Annotated in this window: 16 protein-coding genes, 1 tRNA gene and 1 pseudogene; 6 read left to right on the plus strand and 12 right to left on the minus strand. The window is 63.0% G+C overall.

The features are described 5' to 3' along the window. Window positions 1-14 precede the first annotated feature (14 nt). Window positions 15-554 (plus strand): annotated as a pseudogene (locus J8C05_RS15765) (ArnT family glycosyltransferase); the annotation flags it as partial. Window positions 555-1,550: 996 nt separating this feature from the next. On the opposite strand, the gene J8C05_RS06115 reads toward J8C05_RS15765, so the two are convergent. Beyond that, entirely contained in the window at window positions 1,551-2,567 is a 1,017-nt protein-coding gene (locus tag J8C05_RS06115; RefSeq protein WP_211421391.1) for a sugar phosphate nucleotidyltransferase, read from the minus strand. A 424-nt stretch (window positions 2,568-2,991) separates the two neighbouring features. After that, a complete protein-coding gene (xerD, locus tag J8C05_RS06120) occupies window positions 2,992-3,876 on the minus strand; it encodes a site-specific tyrosine recombinase XerD (RefSeq protein WP_211421392.1) in 885 nt (294 codons plus the stop codon). Between the two features lie 135 nt (window positions 3,877-4,011). Here xerD and J8C05_RS06125 point away from each other — a divergent pair, with 135 nt between their 5' ends. Beyond that, the gene (locus J8C05_RS06125) at window positions 4,012-4,554 is read left to right on the plus strand and encodes a hypothetical protein (protein WP_211421393.1); all 543 of its coding nucleotides are present in this window, start codon (window positions 4,012-4,014) and stop codon (window positions 4,552-4,554) included. Window positions 4,555-4,568: 14 nt separating this feature from the next. On the opposite strand, the gene J8C05_RS06130 is transcribed toward J8C05_RS06125, so the two are convergent. The 4 genes from J8C05_RS06130 to recN form a co-directional block, all read right to left on the minus strand. Continuing rightward, window positions 4,569-5,423 carry a ParB/RepB/Spo0J family partition protein gene (locus J8C05_RS06130; RefSeq protein WP_211421394.1) on the minus strand — a complete coding sequence of 285 codons (855 nt, stop codon included), beginning with the start codon at window positions 5,421-5,423 and terminating at the stop codon, window positions 4,569-4,571. Further along, window positions 5,416-6,216, minus strand: a complete 801-nt coding sequence (locus J8C05_RS06135; protein WP_058867506.1) for a ParA family protein — start codon at window positions 6,214-6,216, stop codon at window positions 5,416-5,418. Before J8C05_RS06135 ends, J8C05_RS06130 begins: the two co-directional genes overlap by 8 nt. A gap of 100 nt (window positions 6,217-6,316) precedes the next feature. Then, on the minus strand, window positions 6,317-6,811 hold the full coding sequence (locus J8C05_RS06140) for a bifunctional nuclease family protein (RefSeq protein ID WP_211421395.1): 495 nt from the start codon (window positions 6,809-6,811) through the stop codon (window positions 6,317-6,319). A gap of 57 nt (window positions 6,812-6,868) precedes the next feature. Next, complete coding sequence (gene recN, locus J8C05_RS06145) at window positions 6,869-8,578, minus strand: DNA repair protein RecN (protein ID WP_211421396.1); 1,710 nt, start codon at window positions 8,576-8,578, stop codon at window positions 6,869-6,871. Window positions 8,579-8,822: 244 nt separating this feature from the next. Here recN and J8C05_RS06150 point away from each other — a divergent pair, with 244 nt between their 5' ends. Continuing rightward, a complete protein-coding gene (locus tag J8C05_RS06150) occupies window positions 8,823-9,299 on the plus strand; it encodes a hypothetical protein (RefSeq protein WP_211421397.1) in 477 nt (158 codons plus the stop codon). A gap of 91 nt (window positions 9,300-9,390) precedes the next feature. Here J8C05_RS06150 and J8C05_RS06155 read toward each other — a convergent pair whose 3' ends face one another. Both J8C05_RS06155 and J8C05_RS06160 read right to left on the minus strand, forming a co-directional pair. Beyond that, window positions 9,391-11,526 (minus strand): WD40 repeat domain-containing protein, encoded by a 2,136-nt coding sequence (locus J8C05_RS06155; protein WP_211421398.1) that lies wholly within the window; start codon window positions 11,524-11,526, stop codon window positions 9,391-9,393. Beyond that, window positions 11,520-12,509 carry a lysophospholipid acyltransferase family protein gene (locus J8C05_RS06160; RefSeq protein ID WP_211421399.1) on the minus strand — a complete coding sequence of 330 codons (990 nt, stop codon included), beginning with the start codon at window positions 12,507-12,509 and terminating at the stop codon, window positions 11,520-11,522. Before J8C05_RS06160 ends, J8C05_RS06155 begins: the two co-directional genes overlap by 7 nt. A gap of 53 nt (window positions 12,510-12,562) precedes the next feature. Here J8C05_RS06160 and J8C05_RS06165 point away from each other — a divergent pair. Next, a tRNA-Cys gene (locus J8C05_RS06165) sits at window positions 12,563-12,637 on the plus strand. A gap of 118 nt (window positions 12,638-12,755) precedes the next feature. Beyond that, on the plus strand, window positions 12,756-13,031 hold the full coding sequence (locus J8C05_RS06170; RefSeq protein WP_211421400.1) for a hypothetical protein: 276 nt from the start codon (window positions 12,756-12,758) through the stop codon (window positions 13,029-13,031). A gap of 9 nt (window positions 13,032-13,040) precedes the next feature. On the opposite strand, the gene cdaA is transcribed toward J8C05_RS06170, so the two are convergent. From cdaA to J8C05_RS06185, 3 genes are all read right to left on the minus strand, one after another. Then, complete coding sequence (gene cdaA / locus J8C05_RS06175; RefSeq protein WP_211421401.1) at window positions 13,041-14,966, minus strand: diadenylate cyclase CdaA; 1,926 nt, start codon at window positions 14,964-14,966, stop codon at window positions 13,041-13,043. A 136-nt stretch (window positions 14,967-15,102) separates the two neighbouring features. Continuing rightward, a complete protein-coding gene (locus tag J8C05_RS06180) occupies window positions 15,103-16,401 on the minus strand; it encodes a lysophospholipid acyltransferase family protein (protein WP_211421402.1) in 1,299 nt (432 codons plus the stop codon). Window positions 16,402-16,501: 100 nt separating this feature from the next. Further along, on the minus strand, window positions 16,502-16,936 hold the full coding sequence (locus J8C05_RS06185) for a hypothetical protein (RefSeq protein ID WP_211421403.1): 435 nt from the start codon (window positions 16,934-16,936) through the stop codon (window positions 16,502-16,504). A gap of 257 nt (window positions 16,937-17,193) precedes the next feature. Between J8C05_RS06185 and J8C05_RS06190 the strand changes: the two genes are divergently transcribed. Beyond that, the gene (locus tag J8C05_RS06190) at window positions 17,194-17,409 is read left to right on the plus strand and encodes a hypothetical protein (RefSeq protein WP_211421404.1); all 216 of its coding nucleotides are present in this window, start codon (window positions 17,194-17,196) and stop codon (window positions 17,407-17,409) included. Window positions 17,410-17,534: 125 nt separating this feature from the next. On the opposite strand, the gene J8C05_RS06195 is transcribed toward J8C05_RS06190, so the two are convergent. Further along, window positions 17,535-21,089, minus strand: a complete 3,555-nt coding sequence (locus J8C05_RS06195) for a TonB-dependent receptor (RefSeq protein WP_211421405.1) — start codon at window positions 21,087-21,089, stop codon at window positions 17,535-17,537. Between the last annotated feature and the right edge of the window lie 226 nt (window positions 21,090-21,315).

The raw sequence follows: 21,315 nt of genomic DNA on the forward strand, positions 1-21,315 counted from the left end.
AAGTGGCGCGTGAGATGTGGCAGCGTGGCGACTGGCTGACGCCCACCCTGGGCGGCACCACCTGGTTTGAAAAACCGGCCCTGCTGTACTGGCTCATGGGCTTCAGCTTTCAGCTCGTGGGCTTCAATGAGTGGGGGGCCCGCCTCCCTTCAGCCGTGGCCGCCACCCTCACGGTACTGCTGCTCGGTACGCTCCGCCCGCCCCTGGGCCCGGCGGCGGCGCTGCTGGCAGCCACCAGCCCCCTGATGCTCGCCTTCGCGCGCGCAGCCACCTTTGAAGCCCTTCTCACACTGGCAGTTACAACTGCAACACTGGCGTTTCACCTAAGCTTTGAAGCCGCCCGCCAGGCACGCCCGACGCGGGTCCGCCTCACCCTTTACCTGTTCTATGTGGCGCTGGGCGTCGGCATGCTCGCCAAAGGCCTCGTGGGCCTCGTTTTGCCGCTCGGCAGCCTGCTGTTCTACCTGCTGCTCACGCCGGACCTGCGGCGGCGGCCATGGGAAACCCTGCGCCACCTGCGCCCGCTGACGGGCAGCCTGCTGGTGCTGGCCGTCGCCGGCCTCTGGTACATCCCAGTCATCGTCCGGCACGGCTGGCCCTTCATCGAGGAATTCTTCATTGCCCACCACTTCCAGCGGTTCACCTCGAACCGCTTCCGCCACCCCGGCCCGGTGTACTACTACCTGCCCGTCCTGCTGGCCGGCCTGCTGCCATGGAGCCTCTGGCTGATTGCCGGACTCTACCGCGCCGTGCGGCCGGTGCAACCATCAGCCGAAGGTCACGAAACCTCAGAAAACACTTCCACTGACGACGATAAGCCACTTGTCCGTCTTGCTTTGTGCGGATTCATCACCCCTCTGCTTTTCTTCAGCTTCTCCGGCTCCAAGCTGCCCGGCTACATTCTCCCGGCCGTCCCCTTTGCCGCGCTTCTTGCGGCTCACGGCCTGTATCGCCTGTCCGGGCGTCAGCACCTGCTCGGGCTGTGCCTGGCTTCCCTCAGCCAACTCGGACTCTATATCGGACTTCAGCTTGCAACCTGCAAACTGTCAGAGGAAAAGCTCTTGTCAGCCCCGGAGTTCTTTTCGGGCGGGCTTCTCGTAACCGCTCTCGGACTCAGCGCCCTCCACGCCCGCCAGCGAATGTCGGGACTGTTCCGGCTGGTCCTTGTCCAACTCGGTCTCGTCCTGTGGGTGACGGCTCAATTTCCTGTCCTCGAACCCCGGTTCTCGACCAAATCCCTGACCGCTCTCATGGCCCGTCAGGCGCAGCCGGCGGAACTCGTGGTCTTTTTCCGCTGCCGGGAATATGCGCCGGTGTTCTACAACCCGGACCATACCACCTGCTGCGACGCCGCCCGTGAACCAAACCAGATTTCCGACCCGGCGGACCTCGCCGCCATTGTCGCCCGGCGCGGCACCCTGCTGGTCATCTTCCCACAGCGGGAACGCCCCGCCCTGGAAGCCGAAACCTGGACGGTACGCCTGCTCGGTACGTCCGGGCGCTTTGCCCTGGCGCGCCTGACGGCCACCGCGCTGCCTGACCGGCCCGATTCACCCGAGACGGGAGAAGTCCGTCACCACGGACTTGTCCCCCAGCACGACGTTGTGCAGGATGCTGTTGGAGCCGACATGCACCCCCCGCCCCAGAACGGACGACCGGACAACCGCCCCCTCGGCAATCCGTGAGCCGGCCATCACCACGCTGTCCACCACGTGGACCCCATCTTCCAGATAGCAGTTGGCACCAATGACCGACCGGATGACCGACACGCCTCCCTTGAGGGTGACTTCGGGCGCAATCACCGAACCGCCGTCCGTCAGCGCCGGCGATGACTCCGGCGGATAGCGCCGCAGCTTTCCCTGCAGCACATCCGTGTTGGCCTGGCGGTAGCGTTCCGGCGTACCGATGTCGAGCCAGTAGGCGTCGGTGATGTCCCCGTACAACGGCAGCCCCGAAGTCAGCAGGCGGGGAAAGAGATCGTACTCGAACGAATACTCGCAGCCCTCCGGGATGAGATCGAGCACCTCCGGTTCAAGCAGGTAAATTCCGGCATTGATGGAGGTAGCCGTCGTCACGCCGGGTGCCGGCTTTTCGTGAAACTGCCGGATTCGCCCCCCGGCATCCAGTTCGACGACACCATAGGCCCGGGTGTCCGCCACATTGACGAGCACGAGCGTGGCTGCCGCCCGACGCCTCTGATGGCGCTGCAAGACCGGGCGCAGGTCAATATCCGTCAGGATGTCCCCGTTGAGCACGATGAGCGTTCCCGTCACCCGCGACCGGATATGGCGCATGGCGCCGGCGGTTCCCAACGGCTGGTGCTCCACCACCGGCGAGACGACCAGCCCCCCCAGCACTTCCTGGTTGAGAACTTCCTCGATTTTGCGCGGCTGGTACGACAGGCTCAGCAGCACTTCCATCGTCCCCGTGACATCCAGTGGACGGAGCAAATCGAGCTGGTAATAGATGAAGGGACGGTTGGCGATGGGTACGACAGGCTTTGGCGTATGGAGGGTGAGCGGACGCAGGCGCGTCCCCTTGCCTCCGGCCAGGATGAGCGTTTGCATGGGCTTCCTTCCCTGTAAGAATCAAATTGTGGACGCCACACCCAACAGAGTACATTACCTATGCGTCCACCGAACCACCAGAGATGTGACGAGGTCCGCTATGTGGAACGTCCTTGGTCAGATTATCTCCGTGCTTGGTTTTTTCATCCTGACGGTCGGCACCCTGTTTGGCATTGCCTATGTGTCGCACCTGCTGTCACGCGGGCAGTAGCCGCCCATTTCCCGCCGGACCCGGTGTGACGGCCTGAAGCCGGGAGGCATCGGAAGATGCCCCCGCAAGGCCGTCCCCACGGCCAGCGCGCGCCAGAGGCAGGTCGCGCCAGAGGCAGGTCGCGCCAGAGGCAGGTCCAGGGACAGATGACGTGCTGGACTGCTGTCGGCTGCCCGGGTGGCGCTGGTGACGAAGCGGGTGACCGGACCGGACTCAGTGCCGTGGGTGGCACTTCCGGTAGGTCTCGCGGAGATGCTCCGCCGTGACATGGGTGTAGATTTGGGTCGTCGTCAGATCGGCATGCCCAAGCAGCATCTGTACCGAACGCAGGTCCGCCCCGCGTTCGAGCAGGTGGGTCGCAAAGGTGTGCCGAATCATGTGCGGGGTCACGGCTCCGAGTCCCGCCCGCTGCCCGTACTCCGAGACCATCTTCCAGCAGAGCTGGCGCGTCATCGGTTTGCCCCGCGCCGTGATGAAGAGGTACTGGCTCTCCTCCATCCCGGAGGGACGTGCCGCCCGGAAGTGGAGATAGCGCGTCAGGGCCGCCAACGCCGAGCGCCCAATCGGCACCTGGCGCTCCTTGCTCCCCTTTCCCAGGCACACTAGGTAGCCCGCCTCGCGGTTGACATCCCCCAGCTTGAGGCGGCACAGCTCCGACACCCGCAGGCCCGTGGCATAGAGCAACTCCAGCATTGCCCGGTCACGCGCACCCGCTTCAGTCGTGATGTCCGCCTGCTGAAGCAGCCGCTCGACTTCCTCCGGGGTCAGAAACTTGGGCAGCGTCTGCCAGCTCCGGGGCGGTACAAGCGAGACGGTCGGATCGGTGCGCCGGTGGCCATCAAGCACCAGAAACCTGTAGAGATTGCGCACCACCACCAGCGCCCGTTCAACGGAACGGGCATCGAGTCCGCTCCTGAACAGGGACTCGATAAATGCCGTGATGTCACTCCGCTCCAGCGTCAGCACCTCTTTCTGCCGGGCGGCCGCAAAGTGCGTCAGCTTGGTCAAATCGCGCCGGTAGGCATCCAGTGTATTGGCTGACAGCCCGCGTTCGACCCGCAGGTAGGCCAGGAATTCCGTGACGATGTCCCGTGCCATGGCGGCTTCTCCCCCTCCTTCCCGCCCGGAGATGGTTGCTCCCGGTGGGCGGTTGCGATTTACTCTCTGCGGCGGAAGCCCGCCGCCCCGTGTCTCCGGCGGCCGACGTCGGTTCGCGCCCCTGATCCCGTTGTTATGAAGATTGAAAACCGTACGACCTACAAGCTCAAACTCGACCTGGAAGAGTTCGTCCAGAAAACTCTGGCGGCCCTGCCCAGCAACCACACCCTGGGCATCACCCGCGTGGTCTTCGTGGACCGGATTCAGGACCGGAACGTACCCGCCGACAAACGCGACAAGCTGCCGCTCCTGTACCACCCGAAAACCCCGGTTTCCGGCGCCTGGTTTGAAATTGCCCTGGCTCCGCTGCTTGAGCACAAAGGGTGGTGGCAACGCATGGTGGCGCGGCGGACTTTGCGCGCCAACCTGACCCACACCCTTCTCGCGCTGATGGGGCAGCACTACCATCTCAACTTTTCCCACGGCCGGAAAAAAACCGAGTACGAACCGGCCATCCGGGACTACATCCGCAAGGGACTCGAAGCCCTCCGGGAACATGACACGAGTTTTCGCATGCGCCTGATGCGTCCGCTCATTCCCCACCTTGACCGGTTCGCCCGCTGGCTGGCCAAACAACAGCGCAAGGCGCTTCAGGCCAAGGCCAAACAGGCCAAGTAAGGCAGGGGCGGCGGCTATTCCCCTGGCTGGCTGGCCTCTGACGGGCCGGCTTCAAGTTCGCGCTCCAGTTCGTCCACCACCTGTTTCAGCGCTGCCACGACCTGCCGTTTATCCACGTCCGACTTGCGAAACTTCAGGTCCAGGGTGAAGGTACGCGCCGGTTCCTGAAAACGAAAGCGGAAGGGCGTAGCACGTTTTTTGGTCTTGGTCGTCTGGCGGACGGCATCGCGGGTCAGTCCAAGCTGGCGAATCCGGGCGATGAGCGCCCGGCGATCCTCATCCGACGGCCGGCGCACAATCTGGAGCAGGGTGGATTTCGAGGTGATGCCGGCCTGGCGGCACAGTTCCCGGATTTCGGGCGACAGGCCGCCAATGGCCAGCGACTCCGTGATACTGGACCGGGACTTCCCCAGCTTGCGGGCCATTTCCTCGTGCGTGTAGCTGAACCGTTCGGCCAGCGCCGTCAACCCTTCAGCTTCCTCGAATGGCGTCAGGTCCTTGCGCTGAAGGTTTTCGATGAGGGCAATCTCCGCCACCGCGCGGTCGTCCACGTCCATTTCGATACAGGGCAACTCGCGCAATCCGGCCAGCAGACTGGCCCGGTAGCGCCGCTCCCCGGAAATAATCATGAACCGCCCCCCGACCTCGGCCGGACGCACCAGCAGCGGCTCCAGCACGCCCTTTTCGCGGATCGAGTTGGTCAGCTCCTCCAGGTCGCCAAACTCAATCCGTGGCTGGTTGGGATTCGGCTCCAGCCGATCAATCGGGATCATGCGCCCGATGGGCGCGCCCGTGCGCGTCCAGAGTTCCTCGACGTAGTGCGACTCGTGGCGCATGCGCACGGTGGATGGCAACCCGCGTTTAGACACGACGCAACACCTCCTCACAAAGCCTGGCGTATTCGACCGCACCACTCGACTGAGGCGCAAAGGTAAAGATGGACTCCCGGTAGGCGGGGCTTTCTTCCAGCCGCACGGACTTGGAAATCACCGTCTCAAACACCTTGTCCCCGAAGACTTCGTAAATCTGGCGATAGATGTCCCGTGCCAGGGCCGTCCGCTTGTCGTGCAGCGTAATGACCACTCCCAGCACCTGCAAGTTCGGATTGGGGCGTGCCTTGACCTTGTCAATGGTTTCCAGCAGGTCATCCGTTCCCTCCATGGCGAAGTAGGAGGACTGAATGGGAATGAGCACGTGGGAGGCGGCCACCAGGGCATTGACCGTAATCAGTCCCAGCGTGGGCGGGGTATCAATGACAATGACATCATAGACGCGACGGAGGGCTTCCAGGCGGTCCTTGAGACGGTAGGGAGCGTCGAATTCCCCCACCAGACGGGATTCGAGCTTCGCCAGACTGATGCGGGACGGCAGAATGTCGAGTCCCGGAACGGGCGTCGGTTGCACAATGGTGACGGGATCGAGCTTGACATCCATGAGGAAGTCATAGGCGGACAACCCGGCGGCTTCGTAGGGCAGATAGGACAGCGTACTGTTCGCCTGGGGATCGAGGTCCAGCAGCAGCACGCGCCGCCCGCGCAGCGCCAGCCCGGCCGCCAGGTTAATCGAAGTCGTCGTCTTGCCGACGCCTCCCTTCTGATTGGCAACAGCAATGACCAGACAGGTGTCCAGTCGTCGTGGGTGATGTCCGTTCCCCGTGCCCATGGCAGTTTCCCTTGCTCACAACAACGTCACAACCCGATTTTCACAACTCCCAGGCTCCCATGGGCCCACAAAGCCCCGGCCCGGCAGCCCGCCCTGCCCCCTAACCGCGCCCGATGTCGGATTCGTCAATTTCATCGGGCCAGTCAAACTCCAGATCATCCCCCTTCTCTGATGGCTCCTCGTCCTGACGCTCCACGATGACCGAGGTTGAGTTCTCCAGCACGGACTCATGGACGAAAATCGGCGCATCCACCCGGAGCGCCAGGGCAATGGCATCGCTGGGACGCGCATCCAGAAACAGCATCTTGCCGGCAACTTCGAGTTCGATGACGGCATAGAACGTGTTGTTGCGCAGCTCCGTCACCACGACCCGACGCACCCGTCCATCCATCTGCAGGATCAGGTTGCGCAACAGGTCGTGGGTCATCGGGCGCGGCGGCGACATCTTTTCGATTTCAAAGGCAATGGCATTGGCCTCGAAGGGTCCGACCCAGATGGGCAGCAACTGGTCGCCGTTGACTTCCTTGAGCACGACGATGGGGGTGTTCGCCGCCGGGTCAATCATCAGCCCCCGAATCTTCATCTCACGTTCCATGGCAGTCGTCCTCCATTTTTGGCGTCATCGGGATAAAACAACAGAAAAGCTTTGTAATCAACAATTAGCCTGAGATGTCGGCGCGCCGACAAAACCTTCCGGCGCCAGCATTTCCCGCGCCGCCTGGCGCGCTGACTCGGTGACGACGGCCCCGCCCAGCAGCCGGGCCAGCTCCTCCACCCGCGCATCCATATCCAGCGCCACAATCTCCGTGTGCGTCCGCTCATGGCGCACGGTCTTTTCCACCCGCAGGTGGGTGGTGCCAAAGCGCGCCACCTGGGCCTGGTGCGTGATGCACAGCACCTGCTGACGCTCGGCCAGGCGACGCAGACGGATACCCACCGCCTCCGCCACCCGCCCGCTGATCCCCACGTCAACTTCGTCAAAAACCATCGTACGCGGAATATCTGTCGGCGCAAGGATGGATTTCACGGCCAGCATCAGCCGGGACAGTTCTCCGCCGGAGGCCACCCTCGACAGCGGACGCGGCGGCTCGCCTGGATTCGAGGTAAACAAAAACTCGACCCCTTCCAGGCCGGTGCTCTCCCACGTCGCCACCGCCCCGGCATCCCGCCAGTCGAAGGCGACGACCAACCGCGCCTGTGGAAGGGCCAGAAACGGCAACTCATGTTCGAGCGCCTGCTCGAAACGCGGCGCGGCCGCCTGCCGGGCCGCCCGCAGCGCCAGGGCGCATTCCCGATACCGGGCCGCCGCCGCTTCAACGGCTGCCGCCAGCCGCTGCTGCTCGGCATCGTCGTTTTCGACCTGGGCCAGTTCCGCCTGAATCCGGGCCAGCGTTGCCAGAACCTGCTCCAGGGTGCCGCCATACTTGCGCTTGAGCCGGTCCAGATCATCGAGCCGGGACTCGACTTCGCGCAACCGCTCGGGGGAAACGACGACGGTCTCAGCGTAGTCCCGGAGGGCAAAGGCAGCTTCCTCGATGCCGTAGCGCGCGGCTTCCAGGGTGGAAAGGACTTCCGACAGCGCCGGATCGGCCGCGGCCAAATCCTCCACCTGACGGAGCGCCTGCGCCACCAGCGTCAGCGCCGAAGCTTCACGCTCGTAGAGCAGATCGTACCCGGCCGCGGCCGCCGCCAGCAGCCGCTCCGCGTGCAGCAGCCGCGTCCGTTCACGGCACAGGTGTTCATCTTCCCCGTCCGCCGGCGCCACCCGCTCGATGTCCCCGCGCTGGAATTCGAGCAGATCGCGCCGCTGCCGCCGGTGCAGCGCCTCCTGTTCAAACCGCTCCCGTGCCTGCTGCGCCGCGTGCCAGGCGGCGAAGGCTTCCGCCGTGGCCGTCGCCAGTTCCACGTGCTGGCCAAAGGCATCGAGCACACCGGCATGCGCCGCCGGAAAAATCAATGTCTGCTGATCGCCCTGACCGTGAATGTCCACCAGGAACGGTCGCAGCGCCCGCACCGTAGCCACCGGGCACAACTGGTCATTGATGAACAGCCTTCCCTTCCCGTTGAGGGCCACCTCGCGCCGGATGAGCAGGGTATCCTCAGCTTCCAACTCGGCCTCGGCAAGGATACGCCTGACCTCCGGGTGGTCAGGACAATCAAAGAGGGCTTCGACCGCGGCCCGCGTCTCGCCGGCCCGGATGATGTCCGAAGTGGCGCGCCCCCCCACCACCAGGGCCAGGGCATCCACAACGAGTGATTTCCCGGCGCCCGTCTCCCCGGTGACAATGGTCAGCCCCGGACCAAACCGCACCTGCTGCCGACGCACGACGGCCAGATTTTCGATATTGAGTTGCCTGAGCATGTGCTTGCGAATCGAAACAGGGACGTTCCCCAACCGGGAACGGACAGGAAGCGCAACCGGGGGACCTCAACCCACCTCTCTCCGGCCATCTCCCCACAGGCCAGCATCAGCCACCGACGGCCGGGCGCCCTTCCGTGGAAGCCGACGGAGAAGGTCAAACCCACAAGCCATGCCTTATCCTGTATAGTTCCGGGATGAAGTTCCCCAAGACAGTCAAAACCATGCCGAGACGACGGAGCATTGCATGCCGATACTACGGAGTCTGACCCGAGAGTACAAGCGACTCCTCACCGGGAGTCACACCTGCCTGGACACCATGCCCGAAGCCGCGCTGTACTGGCGCCCGGCCCTGCCACACCATGACTTCAGTAATCGCTCCAGCGGCGAGAGCTTCATTGCCCTGGCCGGCGGCATCGAGTATGTCATCAACGGTATCCTCTCCAACTACTGGGACCATCCGGCCGAGTGGACGATGCGTGAAACCCTTGCCACCCCAGCCCGGTTGCAACAGTACCTTACTGACGTTATCAGTCTCACGTCAAAATTTGAAGCCACCCTGACCGACGATGACCTCCCCAAGGTCATCTACCTCCCCACCCCGCGCCAGACGACCATCGGCACGCTGCTTGTCGAGCGGCTCGCCCTCGCCGCCCAGCACTACGGGCAGGCCCTGGCCACCTGGCGCGCGTTCCTGGCCGCCCCGCCCCCCCCACCACGGTGAACCCCCGCCAGCCCCGCCGGACAACCAGCATCCCAAAACCGGGGCGTGACGCCCCCATACATACAACATTCTGTTTGCTACAACTTACATGCTACGGCTTGACAACCAGGATGAACTTCTCACCCGTGGTATGCAGCGCGGCATCGAGCACCCGTACGGCGATGAGATATTCCCCCGGCGACAGGTTCCGGTACACCAACGTAAACACCTCACGCGGGGAGTCCAGCACCAGATCATCCGGGTAGATCAGCATCCATTCGCTGCCGTCGAAGGACACCTCGACCGATTTGAGCGGTGAGGTGGCCGTCACCACTTCAACCCGAATTTTCGCTTCCTTCGTGGAAACCTCTGAAGGTGAAAAGGTTATCTTCGGCAACGCATTCGTAATCACGACCGGCGAGAGGACCTGTGACGAAGCCAGCGCCCACGCCGGCGGATTGGAAGCGGCATCGCTGACTTCAAGCTGAAACTCATAGATGCCATCCGGCAGCATCTCCGGGGAGATGACGAAAAACGGGTTACGCAACTTTTCCGCCAACGGCTTCCAGTTCGTCTGCCCCCGTAACCGATAGGCCAGCCGGTAGGTCAGCGTGTCGCCATTTTTGTCCTCTGCCTGCCACTGAAGCGTTCGCGCCCCACGCTGGAACACCTTGCGCGGCGGCTGATTGGCGATGATACCGAACTGGACCGGGTCCAAGCCGGAACTCATCACACTCGGATCAGGCGGCGGCGCGACGGTTTCCTGCAAGGCCACGCCGACCGGCAGGACGCTGAACGAGGTAATGACCGGCGCCAGATTGCGCGGCAGGTAAGCCACTCGGACGGCCGTGACTTCCGCCCCTTTTTTCAGACGGAGACGCCACTGCAGAAACCGTCCCCGGGGACTGGCGACCACCCCTCCCGGCGCCGGTATTTCGGCCGACCAGTCGCTCCACAGCGCCCCCGGCAACTGGGTGTTTCCGGTCCGGGTCTGAACAAAGACTTCTCCATTGCTTTCAATATGGATGCGCCCCCAAGCCTCAACCACAGCTTTAGCATCCTGAACCACCGAGGTGAACACCCCTTCATCCTGTGCCGTCGGGCTGAGCCGGTAGAGTTTGGCCAGCCCACTGGTCACGACATACAGGGTCTCCCCGGCACCGGCTTCAGCCGCCGCAATCCGCTCTTCTTCGACAGTACCAAACAGGGTGGACTGCCCTTCCGGCCCGACGAAAAAGAGCCTTCCCTGTCCGCCGGTCGAGCTGCTGCCAAGTCCCACCAGAACGCCATCCCGCCACCGGAGCAGAACGGTGGCCGTGTCGCTGCTCGTCCAGAGAGCTGTTTGACGGCCATCTTCACCGAGTCGGTAGAGCGTCGTGCCGCCTGAAGCCGGGCGCAGCGGTGTGCCGCCGCTGCCTTCCCCCTCGCCAACGGCTGCCTCCACCGGCGCGCTCCTGGCGCTGCCCCCGCCACCGGTTTTGGCTTCACCAATCCCCAGGGCGAAAATGGAACCGTCCGGCATGGGCACCAGCCGCCGGATTTCACGGGAGGGTGCATCGAACACCGCCGTCACACGCCCATCGGCTATGCGCACGACCAGCCCGCCCGGATCGGTTCCGGCCCACACCGCGCCATCCCGCGCCACCATCAGGCTTGTGACGTTCGATTCGTCCGTCGTCCAGAGCGCCTGCACCGACAACCCGCCCCGTGGCAGGCTAAAGACGCCGCCCTTCCCACCGGTGGCATAGACGAGGGTGCCATCGGACAGACATCGCATGTCCCAGATGTATTTCTCCGGCGGGTCATACACGACCCGGAAGCCTGGTTGGCCGGCGGTCAACTGGTAAATTTTCCCATCCGGGGAGGTGGCGGCAAAAATGGCTCCCTGGCCGTCGGTGGCCAGAGCCGTCACATCCAATTCGTCAAAATCGGCGACCAGGGTCAGCACTCCATCGGCCGTCGCCCGGAACAGCTTGCCATCGTGGCCCGTGCCAACATAGACCTCACTGCCGACGAGCAGGCTGCAGAGGGCGAAGGGCTGCTGGGTATCCCCCACGAGCTTGGGCGTGGGTACGACGCGCAAAATACCATTATCAGACACCGATAACCCACTGAGGCGACCGGCCAAGTAGTCCTCCCGCCGCACGCATTCCCAGAACGCCGTGCCTTCCGCCCGCAGCGGCAGCGTCCACCAACAGAAAAGGGCCAGGGCAAGCACGCCCCGGGTCAGATGTCGTTGTATCAGCATTCATCGTTTCCTGGTGATAAAAGATTGAGACCATTCGGGATGGTTGCCGGAGCCAGGTCCGGCTGAGGTTGGCTTTTCCAGCGCCGGTGAATCCACAGCCACTGGTCCGGGTGGCGGCGGACAATGGCTTCCCAGCAGCGTGTCAGGCGGAGTGTGTTTTCCCGGATGTCGAAGGCTTCATCCGCCGTCTGCACCAGCGGCACCGGCGGCTCGAACACCAGCCGGTGCCGCCCCCGCCGGGCATCCCATACGAGATACCCCGGAAGGACAGTTGCCCCCGTCCGCCGCGCCAGACGCGCCACAAGCGGTGACGTGCAAGCCGGATGACCAAAAAACGGGCAGAACATACCGTGCTGGGGCTGGACGTGCACATCAGCGAGAATCCCTACTGTCTCGCCCCGCCGGAGGCGGACCACCAGAGCACGCAAGTCGCGGTGCTTGGAGAGGATGCGGTTGCCGCTCGCCGTCCGCCAGCGTGTGATCAGATGATCCACAAGGGGATTGTCTATGGGGCGCACGAGAATGTTGAGCGGATGCCCGTAAAGCGCATGGGCAAAGGCGCTGAGTTCCCATGCACCGAGGTGTCCGGTGAAGAAAATCACGCCCCGTCCCTGCGCCTGAGCCGCGGTAAAGTGCTCAAATCCTTCGTATTCAACCACTTCGTGGATATTCCCGGGATGCAGCTTCGGAAACTGGGAAAACTCGCCGAGCAGCCGCCCCAGGTTCGTGATGCACCCGCGGAGCAACCGCCGCCGCTCCCGTTCCGGCAGGTCCGGGAAAGCCAGGGCCAGATTGTCAGCCCCCACCCGCCACAAACGCGGCAGCACACCGGACAGGAGCCTTGCCAGAAGCATGCCACCGCGCAGGGCCCACCGGCGGGGCAGGCATCCCAACCCCCATAACAGCCCGGCCACCAGAGCCGCTTCGGCCCGCTGCCGTACGGTCGGAGATGGATTGACAGGCACACGTTCCGTCGTTAGCATCGTCACCCCAACGTGAGCGGTGCCGCATCGCCGTTCACACCAGGTGTCAGTCTGGTGGCGTAGCCAAGTGGTAAGGCACGGGTCTGCAAAACCCTTATTCGTCGGTTCGATTCCGACCGCCACCTCCAGTCAGACCGCCCACGCTGCCCCGGCTCACGACCGCCCTTCATTCCACATCCTCCCCGGCTTTTGTTTATGGCGTCAGATTTCTTTGTTGGCACGTCGTGTACGCTGATCATCACGGTCATGCTTCTGGCTTTGGCGCGCATTTCAGCGGTTCGCGTCAAAAAGGGAGCCAGTTTGTATCACGCTTCCATCCAGCCGTTGATCTTTATGTCCGGGGTGCTGTTGCTGCTGTACCTGGTCAACCTGGGGCTGATTCACCTGCTGACGGCCGCCGGTGTGCGGGGAGACATGGCCCTCTACACGGCCCTGCTGCTCGACGACATCCTGGCCTGCACCTTCCTGCTCACGATGTTTCGCCGCAACGCCCTTCGCCAGGCGGCCAAAACCCTCAAATGACGTGCCGGATCATCTGGTGCTTCCCTGTTCGGAACGCCGGTTGATCACCTCATCCGGGCTGACACTCACCACCTGCACCTGCTCGGCCAAGTCCGGTGGCGGCGTCACCACCACTTTCCGCCGGGGTGGGCGCTCGGAGACCAGGGCGGTGGCAACCGTGGCCTGAAAATCACGCCCCCGGAGCTTTTCCACAACGGACTTGGGCCCCTCCACCGTCACCTCCAGCCGGGTGGGCGGGGTACCCGGTGTCTCCAGAACCACATCCAGCCGGCGGCGCACGATGATGGGGCGAATCGTGACCTTTACTTCGACTTCCTGCGCTCCGACAATCTCGATGCGCGGGTCCTTGACATCCACCTTGTAGCGTTCCGTAAAGGACCGGTCATGGACATTGAGCCAGATGGTCTCCGTGCCCACGGACGGCAGGGCATAGACCTGTGCTTCAGGTCCGCGCAGCATCGTGGTGGCGGGGACCACCTGGTACTCGGCAATTTCCCGGTCCACCGGCAGGGCGCCACGGAAGTTCGGCTTGATGTCCACCTGCCGATAGACCTGTCGTTCCAGATTCAGGGTCAGCCGGGGCGGTTCGATTTCCAGGATTTCCACCCCGGTTGGCTTCGCGATGCGGGCATCCTCCCGCAGAAGAATGACCCGGTCGCCGGGATTTTTACCTGCCAGCGAGACGGTGATCCCAAACGATTCGGGCCGCAGGCGCTCGACGACATCGCGGGGGCCGCGTACGCGCAGGGTCACTTCCTGCACTTCGTGGCCGTTGGCAATGACCAGGTCTTCGCGCAATCCCTGATAGTTGACGGGCACCCCGCGCAGAACAAACGGGATGGCGTCCTGCTTGGTGGCCGACAGCCACAGGGCGCTGGTCATCACAGCCGCGATGAGTTTGAGGGTGAAATTTTCAACGACCAGGGTGCGAAGCTTTCTTCCGAGCCAGCCCGACCAGTGTCGCCCCTGCTGCCACACGGCAGCCAGGTTCAGCGCCCCACGCTCGCCGATTCGTGACGCCTGGCGTCCATTCGCAACGACCGGCGTCCCCGTTGCCGGCGTCTCACTCGTTTCACTGGGGGTATCGAGCGTGACGAAATCCATCCCCGAAGGCTCTGCCAGGCGCCTCCGCCGGCGTACCGCAGTGACGCCCTGGGTTTTGGTGGCCTTCAGCGCCTTGGAGAGCAATTCGCGGACGGCTTGAATTTCAAGACCACGTTTGATGTTGCCGCCCTCGACACACGACACCATCCCGGTTTCCTCCGAAACGACGATGACAAAGGCATCACTTTCCTCGGTGATGCCAATCGCCGAACGGTGGCGCGTGCCGGTGTCTTTGGACAGCCGTGGGTTGAGGGTCAGGGGGAGGAAGCAACTGGCGGCAGCAATCCGATCCTGGCGGATGATGACCGCACCATCGTGGAGCGGCGCTTCGGGGTTGAAGATATTGATGAGCAAATCGTAACCGAGAACGGCATCCAGCCGGACCCCCCGTGAGATGTACTCATCCAGGTTGTCCTGGCGCTCGAAAACAATCAGGGCCCCGGTTTTGTTGGCCGCCAGTGTGGCCACGGCCAGCAGGACATCCTCATACTGCACGACCGACAGCTTTTGGGTCCGCCACCCCAGGCGGGACAGAAGCCGGATGTTCTTGCCGAAATTGGCGAAGGCCAGGCGGATTTCATTCTGAAACAGGACGACGACCGCAAAGCCGACGTAGAGCAGGCTGTGGCGGATGACAAACTCCAGCGTTGGCAGGTGAAGCCAGTGGGAAGCCTGGTACAGGAACGCGACGATGGCAATTCCGACCGCGACCTGCGCGGCGCGTGTCCCTTTGAGCAGCTTCAACGCCTCATAGACGACCAGAAAGACGAGGAGCAGATCGACGGCCGCCACGAACCAGGATTGACCAAGCCAGTGCATCAATGTCGGCATTACCTGAAGTGTCTCTCCTCAGCTTGGACGGATGACAGACAAAAGGAGCCAACGCCACCGTCGGGATGCGGTGGGCAGGCAGAACCCCCGCGCTCCCGGTGTTCTCCTGGCGTACGGCACACGATTACCGATGGACTTACGCGCCACGCCCATCATGCGCCGTGAACTTGACCACGTACACGTAACCGCTGACCGCCACGCCGGCGCCAGCGTAATAAAGCAGTTCCACCGGCCAGCGTTCAGGCGAAAACCACCACAACAGCACCAGGTAGGTGGCACTCCCTGCCACGACGAACGGCCAGTGCCGGTGCCGGATGACCAGAGCATAAGCAATGACGAACACCAGCCACAACACCTGTAACCCATGGCCGGCCCCTTCAGGCCGGATGACTTCCAGCCACCAGAGTACCAGATAGCCGATGGACAACCCCCGCAGAAAGCGTTGGGTATCGTAGTAACTCGTCCAGTGAAAGGGAAACAGGAGGCTGGCGATCATCAGCCCCAGAATCCAGGCGGGTGCCTGCAGGAAGCGGGCCTGCAGCTCCGGGGCGACAAACGTGGCGACCGCCCAGGGATATGCCGCCGCCAGCCAGACCGGAAGCGCCAGATCGCGCAGCACCTTGGTCAGGCGCTGCTGCGGAAGCACCCAGATATCCAGCAGGACATACCCGAGATAGGCCAGTGTGGGCAGCGCCAGCGCCCAACTCCAGCCGCCGAGACCTAGGCCCGTCAGGCAGACCCAGAGCGGGAGATACTCATAGGCCCGCAGCGCCCAGGCCGGACGGCGATGCAGCTCGGCCCGCTTCGCCCCGACCTTGAGCGCCGGCAGGAGGCGGCGCTCGATGGTCTTCCGAAGCTGCTCGGTCAGGGCCTGGGCCAGTTCCCTGTCTTCGGCAAGGCCGTCCGCCGCCACGCGGGGGGGATGCAAGGGCGGATGGTATTTGACCGTAATCTTGCGTGGCAGCGGCAGCCACTGCCCACGCGGCCACGCCGCCCGTGCGCCGGCAATGGTGACTGGCACAATGGGACACGGCGCCGCCAGGGCCAGCCGCGCCGCCCCGGACTTGAGCAGGGCATTCATACGCGCTTCCTTGGAAAGCCCGGCTTCGGGAAAAATTCCCAAGGCATCCCCGTCCTGCAACACCCGGAGGGCCTGCACAAAGGCCTGCTGGTCGCGCCGGGTCGTATCCACGGGAAAGGCCCCGAAGAAACGAATCAGTGGCCCCAGCAGCGGTATGGTGAACAACTTATCCCAGGCAACGAAACGAATCCGCCGCCGAATCGGCAGCGAAATCAGCACCGGGTCAAGATAGCTTGGATGATTTCCTGCCAGGATGACCGCTCCCGTCAGCGGGACGTGCTCAACCCCCGTGTATTCGAGCGTGAACACCACGCGAAACAGGGCGTGGACGATGACCTTGAGAATCCACAGCAAAGCGAGTCTTCGGCCTCAGAACAAGTCAGGAGACGCCGCAGGATGCCACACCGTGGCCGCGTCGCCGGGCCGCATCATCGGGCAGGCGTCAATCAGCCGCTTAGGGCCGCCCGGTCAGTGAGCGCAGCTCCGACTTGAGTTTTTCGATCTGAATGATTTTTTCCGTCACCTGCTCGAACAGGTCACGCCGGGCGGCAATTCCTTCTCCAATCAGGTAGGCCGCCGCCTCCGAGCGGGTGGCAAAAATTCCGGCCTGTACCAGCATTTCAATCGAGCGCATGGCCTCTTCGGAAAGGTGAACCGTCACGTTCAGGTCACGACTGGCCAGGGCCTGCTGGATGGCAGCGCCAATGGAGCCGGGCAGCTTTCCGATGGATTCAGGCAGCGTCTTGGCCAGTTCACGAACCGAGCTGGTGATTTCCTCAATCGTCCCTTTCGGCTCCTCACCCGTAGCGCCTGACGCGGTCCCGGAGGGTGGTGGGATGTCATCCTTACGTTCGATAATCACGATTTTGCGGTCTTCAGGAGCGGCCATGGCAGACAGCACCTCCGGCAACAAATATCTTCTGCACCCCTAACCTTACCCCACCGCTTCACCACCTGTCATCCCGGACAAGGCAGGCCGGACAGGGTAGCCCAGGTTTCGTTGTCCGTATGCACCGCCGCCGGTTGACCAACCCATGACATCGTGGCTATATTCCCGCATCACCCACAACCGTATGGCGTAACACACTTTGCGTCACCGGTTCGTTTGCATTCATTGCGCACTCCAACACTCCGAGGACCTTGGCCATGCCCGGTGGAACGAACGAAGTCATGCGCGACTTCTTCATCCGCGTCATTGGGAACACCCCCGAAGAACGATTCATCTACGTCATCCGCGCCCAGAATGCGAAAGCAGCTCTGAACCTCCACATCAACAACCTTGGCGATCGTCCCTGTGTCGTCCTCGATGGGCTGACCGGCGAAGTCCTGGAGCGATACAAAGTGGACTCTAGGGGACGCTAGGCTTCCCTGCCCACACCAGGCACAAACCAGATACACAAAAACGGTGAATGGTCATCTTTACCCATTCACCGTTTTTGTGTGCGCCTGTTTTGTGTGGCCGGGGCGCGGGCGCCCGGCTGGCGGGATCAGAACGTGAACTTGAGCGCCATCTGAATCCGGCGTGAGCCGCTGACCACCGCATCCCGAATCCGACCAAAGGTGGCGCTGGTCACAACGGCCGTTGGAAAGGCAAAGGACGGCGTATTCGTCGCATTTTGCATCTCCAGCCGGTACTGCAGGTTGACCCCTTCCACGATGCGGAAGGTCTTGGCCACCGTCAGGTCAAGCTGGAAAAAGCCCGGCCCCGTAAAGAAGTTGCGGCCCGTGTTCCCCAGCGTGCCCGGCGCCGGAATGCTGAAGCGCGCGCGTTCATCCGCCGTGAAGAAGAAGTTCGTTCCGGCTTCCTGCCGGAGCGAACCCAGCGAGCGGGAACACCCATTGCAGTCGGCAAACGACTGTACGGCATTGCTCAGGGTATTGGCACCGGAGAAGACGGTGAAGGGACGCCCGGATGTCCACCGCACCACGCCGGCCACCATCCACCCCCCGATGAGTTGATCCACCACCGGGTTGAGGTCGCTGGCGTACTGGCGCCCCCGCCCAAACGGCAACTCATAGACGAAATTCCCCTGGAACGAATGCGTCCGGTCAAAATCTGACCGGGCGTAGTTGATGCGCCGGTTGCGGATGTCAAAGGGCGTACTCGAAGCCGACTGCACCGCGCCGCTGGCCGCCACCGTGAAGGTTGGGTCAAACGAACGGGTATCCAGGGACTTGGCCCAGGTGTAGCTGAACTGAAAACTCAGCCCATCCCGAAACCGCCGCGACAACTGGAGTTCAGCCGCGTGGTAGTTGGAAAAGTCATAGTTGTCCACGACGAACAGACCGCCGGTGTACTGCGGAAAATCAAAGAAGAAAAAGGGTGAAAAGCCGCGCGCCGGCAGGTTGGCGCCAATCTGCTGGGCCAGCGACACGGCCAGCCCGGCGACGTTGTTCGTCGTCAGACTGCCCCGGAAGTTGTTGATGGTCGTCTGCGAACCGTTCGGATTGGCCAGCAACTGATTGATGAGCGGACTGTTGCAGGCGGGCGTAAACGTCCCCGACACGGCGCAGGGGCGCATGGTGTTGAAGGCGTCGAGGAAGCCGTTTTCAAAGATTTTCACCTGATTGGCATTGTAGCCGCTCAGCAGCCCGTTCCCGTGCCGACCGATGTAGTTGGCTTCCAGCACCAGATTCCATCCCAGATCGCGCTGAAGGCTCAGCGCCCACTGGTGAACCTTTGGCGTCCGGTAGTTCGGGTCAAAGACCGTGATGCTGTTGGCTGAAAACGCCGGCGGCTGGCGGAGGGCATCGGGCGAGACCCCGGCCGGCGGCAAAAGCGTCGGCAGGTTACGCAGGCGTCCCCCACCCTGCCCAAAAGCGTCGTTGATGACGCCCAGCGTCGCGCCGGGCACTGTCGGTAACAAAAACGAGGATGCCAGAAACGTGTTGAGGCGGTCGTAAGCCAGACGGTAGTTGGCGCGGATCGAAGTCTTGCCGTCCCCGAACGGGTCCCACGCCACGCCGACGCTTGGCGCAAAGTTGTTCAGGTCATCGGAAAAAGGCTCCCCCTTGACCCACCGGGCCGTATTGGTGGGCGGAGCGCCGAAGGCCAGCCGCTGGTCAGGCACGGCCAGCCGCCGTGACTCACGGAAGGTCGGGCGGATTTCCCAGCGCAGGCCGTAGTCAATCGTCAGATTGGGCCGCAGCCGCCACGTGTCCTGTACGTAGAAGTCATACTCTGGATAGCGGGCATCGGCCGTGAAAATCGTCCCCGGTGGGCCGTACTGGTTGCCAATTGAAACGAAGGCCTGGGAAATCCGTCCGACGCGCCCCAGCAGGTTGTTGATCGTCCGCTGCAACAGCGGCAGATCGAACGCCGTGTTGATGTTGCCCGGAATCCCAAATGCCGCCACGCTCACCGTGTTGATGGCCGTGCTGAAGTTGGCCGCCGGCTGGGTATTGAGACCGGCGACGGAAGTCCGGCGGTCAATATGCCGGCCAAAGCGCAGGTTGAAGCCGGCCTTGAAGGTGTGGGCGCCGCGCACGTAGGTCAGGTTGTCCACGAACTGGAAGGTTGTCAGCGCCCGCCGGTTGATGACCGGCGCCAGATTGGAGGTGGGGGTCGTCACGTCATTGAGCGTGACCGGCGGATTGTTGGCAAAGTTTGGGTCGGGATTGTCAAAGCTGAAGGTGAACCGGTTAAGCCCGACGACGAATTCATTGGTCAGGCTGCTCGTTGGCGACCACCGGTGGTTGATGGCCACATTCCGGGGGCGGCGCCGGGTATCCACCAGACGCGCCGTGTTGGGAAATGCCGCCGGGCCGGCGTTGGCAAAGTCGCCCAGCGAGTCCTGCCGCCCCCACGAAACCCGTGCAAAAATGGTCTGCCGGTCGCTGATGACATAATCCACCTTGGTGGTGTAGTCCTCCTGCTGCTCGCGGCCGCGGGCGTTGAACAGGAAACCGGCCGTATTGAGACCGTCCCCAACGGCAAAGTTGTTGGGCAGCGGTGTCAGGTCAATGATGCGCCGGATGGTCGGGTCCAGCCCCAATCCCTGGGGGTCCATCATGCCGATGTTGTACGTCCCGATGTTGAGGCCCGGCACGGGATTGCCATTGGCATCCACTGAAGCGCCCGTGGCGCCGAAGGGCAGGTTGCGGCCTCCGATGACGTAGCGAAAGATGCCCTGCCGCGCCGTCTGGGTATAGACGAGGCGCGTCACCGGGCGCCCCTCGCTGGCACGCAGCGCCTGAAAGTTCGTGAAGAAAAACAGCCGGTTGCGGACGATGGGCCCGCCCAGACTGCCCCCGGCAATGTGCTGGACGAACTGCCGCTTGACGATGCCGTTGAGATTGTTTTCGTACTCGTTCGCGTTGAAACCGGGCGTCTGGTAGAACCAGAACGCCGTGCCGTGAAACTCGTTCGTCCCGGAGCGGGTGATCATGTTCACCTGCGCGCCGCTGCTGCGCCCGTTTTCGGCCGACGGGTTGCTTGTGATGACGCGGAACTCGGCCAGGGCATCGGGGTTGACACGGGTGGGCGAGAAGTTCGACCCGCCGGCGCTCGTTTCATTGGTGTCAATGCCATCGAGCGTGAAGTTCACGGCGCGGTCACGGGCGCCATGCACGTGAACACCGCCCCCCGTGTTGGCTCCAACCACAACACCGGGCTGAAAGTTGATGAAATCCAGCGGGTTGCGGCCGCGTGCCCCGACGATGGGCAGCGCCACGATGGTCTGCTGCTCAACCAGATTGCCCAGGTTGCCGGAACTGCTGGTCTGGATGCGCTCCGCAGCACCTGTCACCTCGACGACCTCCTGTGTCCCACCGACTTCCAGCGTGGCATTGACCGTCGTCGGCTGTCCGACGTTGACCGGATTGCCTTTGAGCACCAGCCGCTTGAAACCGTTGGCCTCGACCGTCACGGTATAGACTCCAACCTGAACGGAATCAAACACATAGACACCACTTTCACTCGTCTGCGTTTCGAGCGAAACGTTCGTGCCCTCGTTGGTCAATGTCACCCGCGCGCCAGCCACGAGCGCACCGGAGGGGTCACGTACCGTTCCCGTCAAACGGGAGGTTGTTCCCTGCGCCATTGCCAGGGATGGCCACAACCAGACAAGCCAAAGCACCGGTACCCAACGGGCTGCCCCGTGGGCAAGCCCCCAGAAAGTCGGCATAGCTAACCTCGTGAAAACAGATCGATGATGGTGGAGCGGGGCTATCTTGCCCTTTTTTGTTGCGTTTGTCACGCCTTGAACCACAGTGGGTCATATTCCCTTCACAAGCTGGCAACTTCGGGTTGCCGTCCAGTGCCCTGAC

Origin of the sequence: Chloracidobacterium sp. N, from assembly GCF_018304765.1 — a bacterium.
Taxonomy (GTDB): domain Bacteria; phylum Acidobacteriota; class Blastocatellia; order Chloracidobacteriales; family Chloracidobacteriaceae; genus Chloracidobacterium; species Chloracidobacterium aggregatum.

Bases quoted from the DNA above. Each gene is read 5' to 3' on its own strand.
- J8C05_RS06115 (WP_211421391.1), bottom strand. From the start codon at position 2,567: ATGCAAACGCTCATCCTGGCCGGAGGCAAGGGGACGCGCCTGCGTCCG.
- J8C05_RS06125 (WP_211421393.1), top strand. From the start codon at position 4,012: ATGAAGATTGAAAACCGTACGACCTACAAGCTCAAACTCGACCTGGAA.
- J8C05_RS06160 (WP_211421399.1), bottom strand. From the start codon at position 12,509: ATGCTAACGACGGAACGTGTGCCTGTCAATCCATCTCCGACCGTACGG.
- J8C05_RS06185 (WP_211421403.1), bottom strand. From the start codon at position 16,936: ATGGCCGCTCCTGAAGACCGCAAAATCGTGATTATCGAACGTAAGGAT.
- recN (WP_211421396.1), bottom strand. From the start codon at position 8,578: ATGCTCAGGCAACTCAATATCGAAAATCTGGCCGTCGTGCGTCGGCAG.
- J8C05_RS06195 (WP_211421405.1), bottom strand. From the start codon at position 21,089: ATGGCGCAGGGAACAACCTCCCGTTTGACGGGAACGGTACGTGACCCC.
- J8C05_RS06150 (WP_211421397.1), top strand. From the start codon at position 8,823: ATGCCGATACTACGGAGTCTGACCCGAGAGTACAAGCGACTCCTCACC.
- J8C05_RS06170 (WP_211421400.1), top strand. From the start codon at position 12,756: ATGCTTCTGGCTTTGGCGCGCATTTCAGCGGTTCGCGTCAAAAAGGGA.
- cdaA (WP_211421401.1), bottom strand. From the start codon at position 14,966: ATGCCGACATTGATGCACTGGCTTGGTCAATCCTGGTTCGTGGCGGCC.
- J8C05_RS06140 (WP_211421395.1), bottom strand. From the start codon at position 6,811: ATGGAACGTGAGATGAAGATTCGGGGGCTGATGATTGACCCGGCGGCG.
- J8C05_RS06135 (WP_058867506.1), bottom strand. From the start codon at position 6,216: ATGGGCACGGGGAACGGACATCACCCACGACGACTGGACACCTGTCTG.
- xerD (WP_211421392.1), bottom strand. From the start codon at position 3,876: ATGGCACGGGACATCGTCACGGAATTCCTGGCCTACCTGCGGGTCGAA.
- J8C05_RS06155 (WP_211421398.1), bottom strand. From the start codon at position 11,526: ATGCTGATACAACGACATCTGACCCGGGGCGTGCTTGCCCTGGCCCTT.
- J8C05_RS06190 (WP_211421404.1), top strand. From the start codon at position 17,194: ATGCCCGGTGGAACGAACGAAGTCATGCGCGACTTCTTCATCCGCGTC.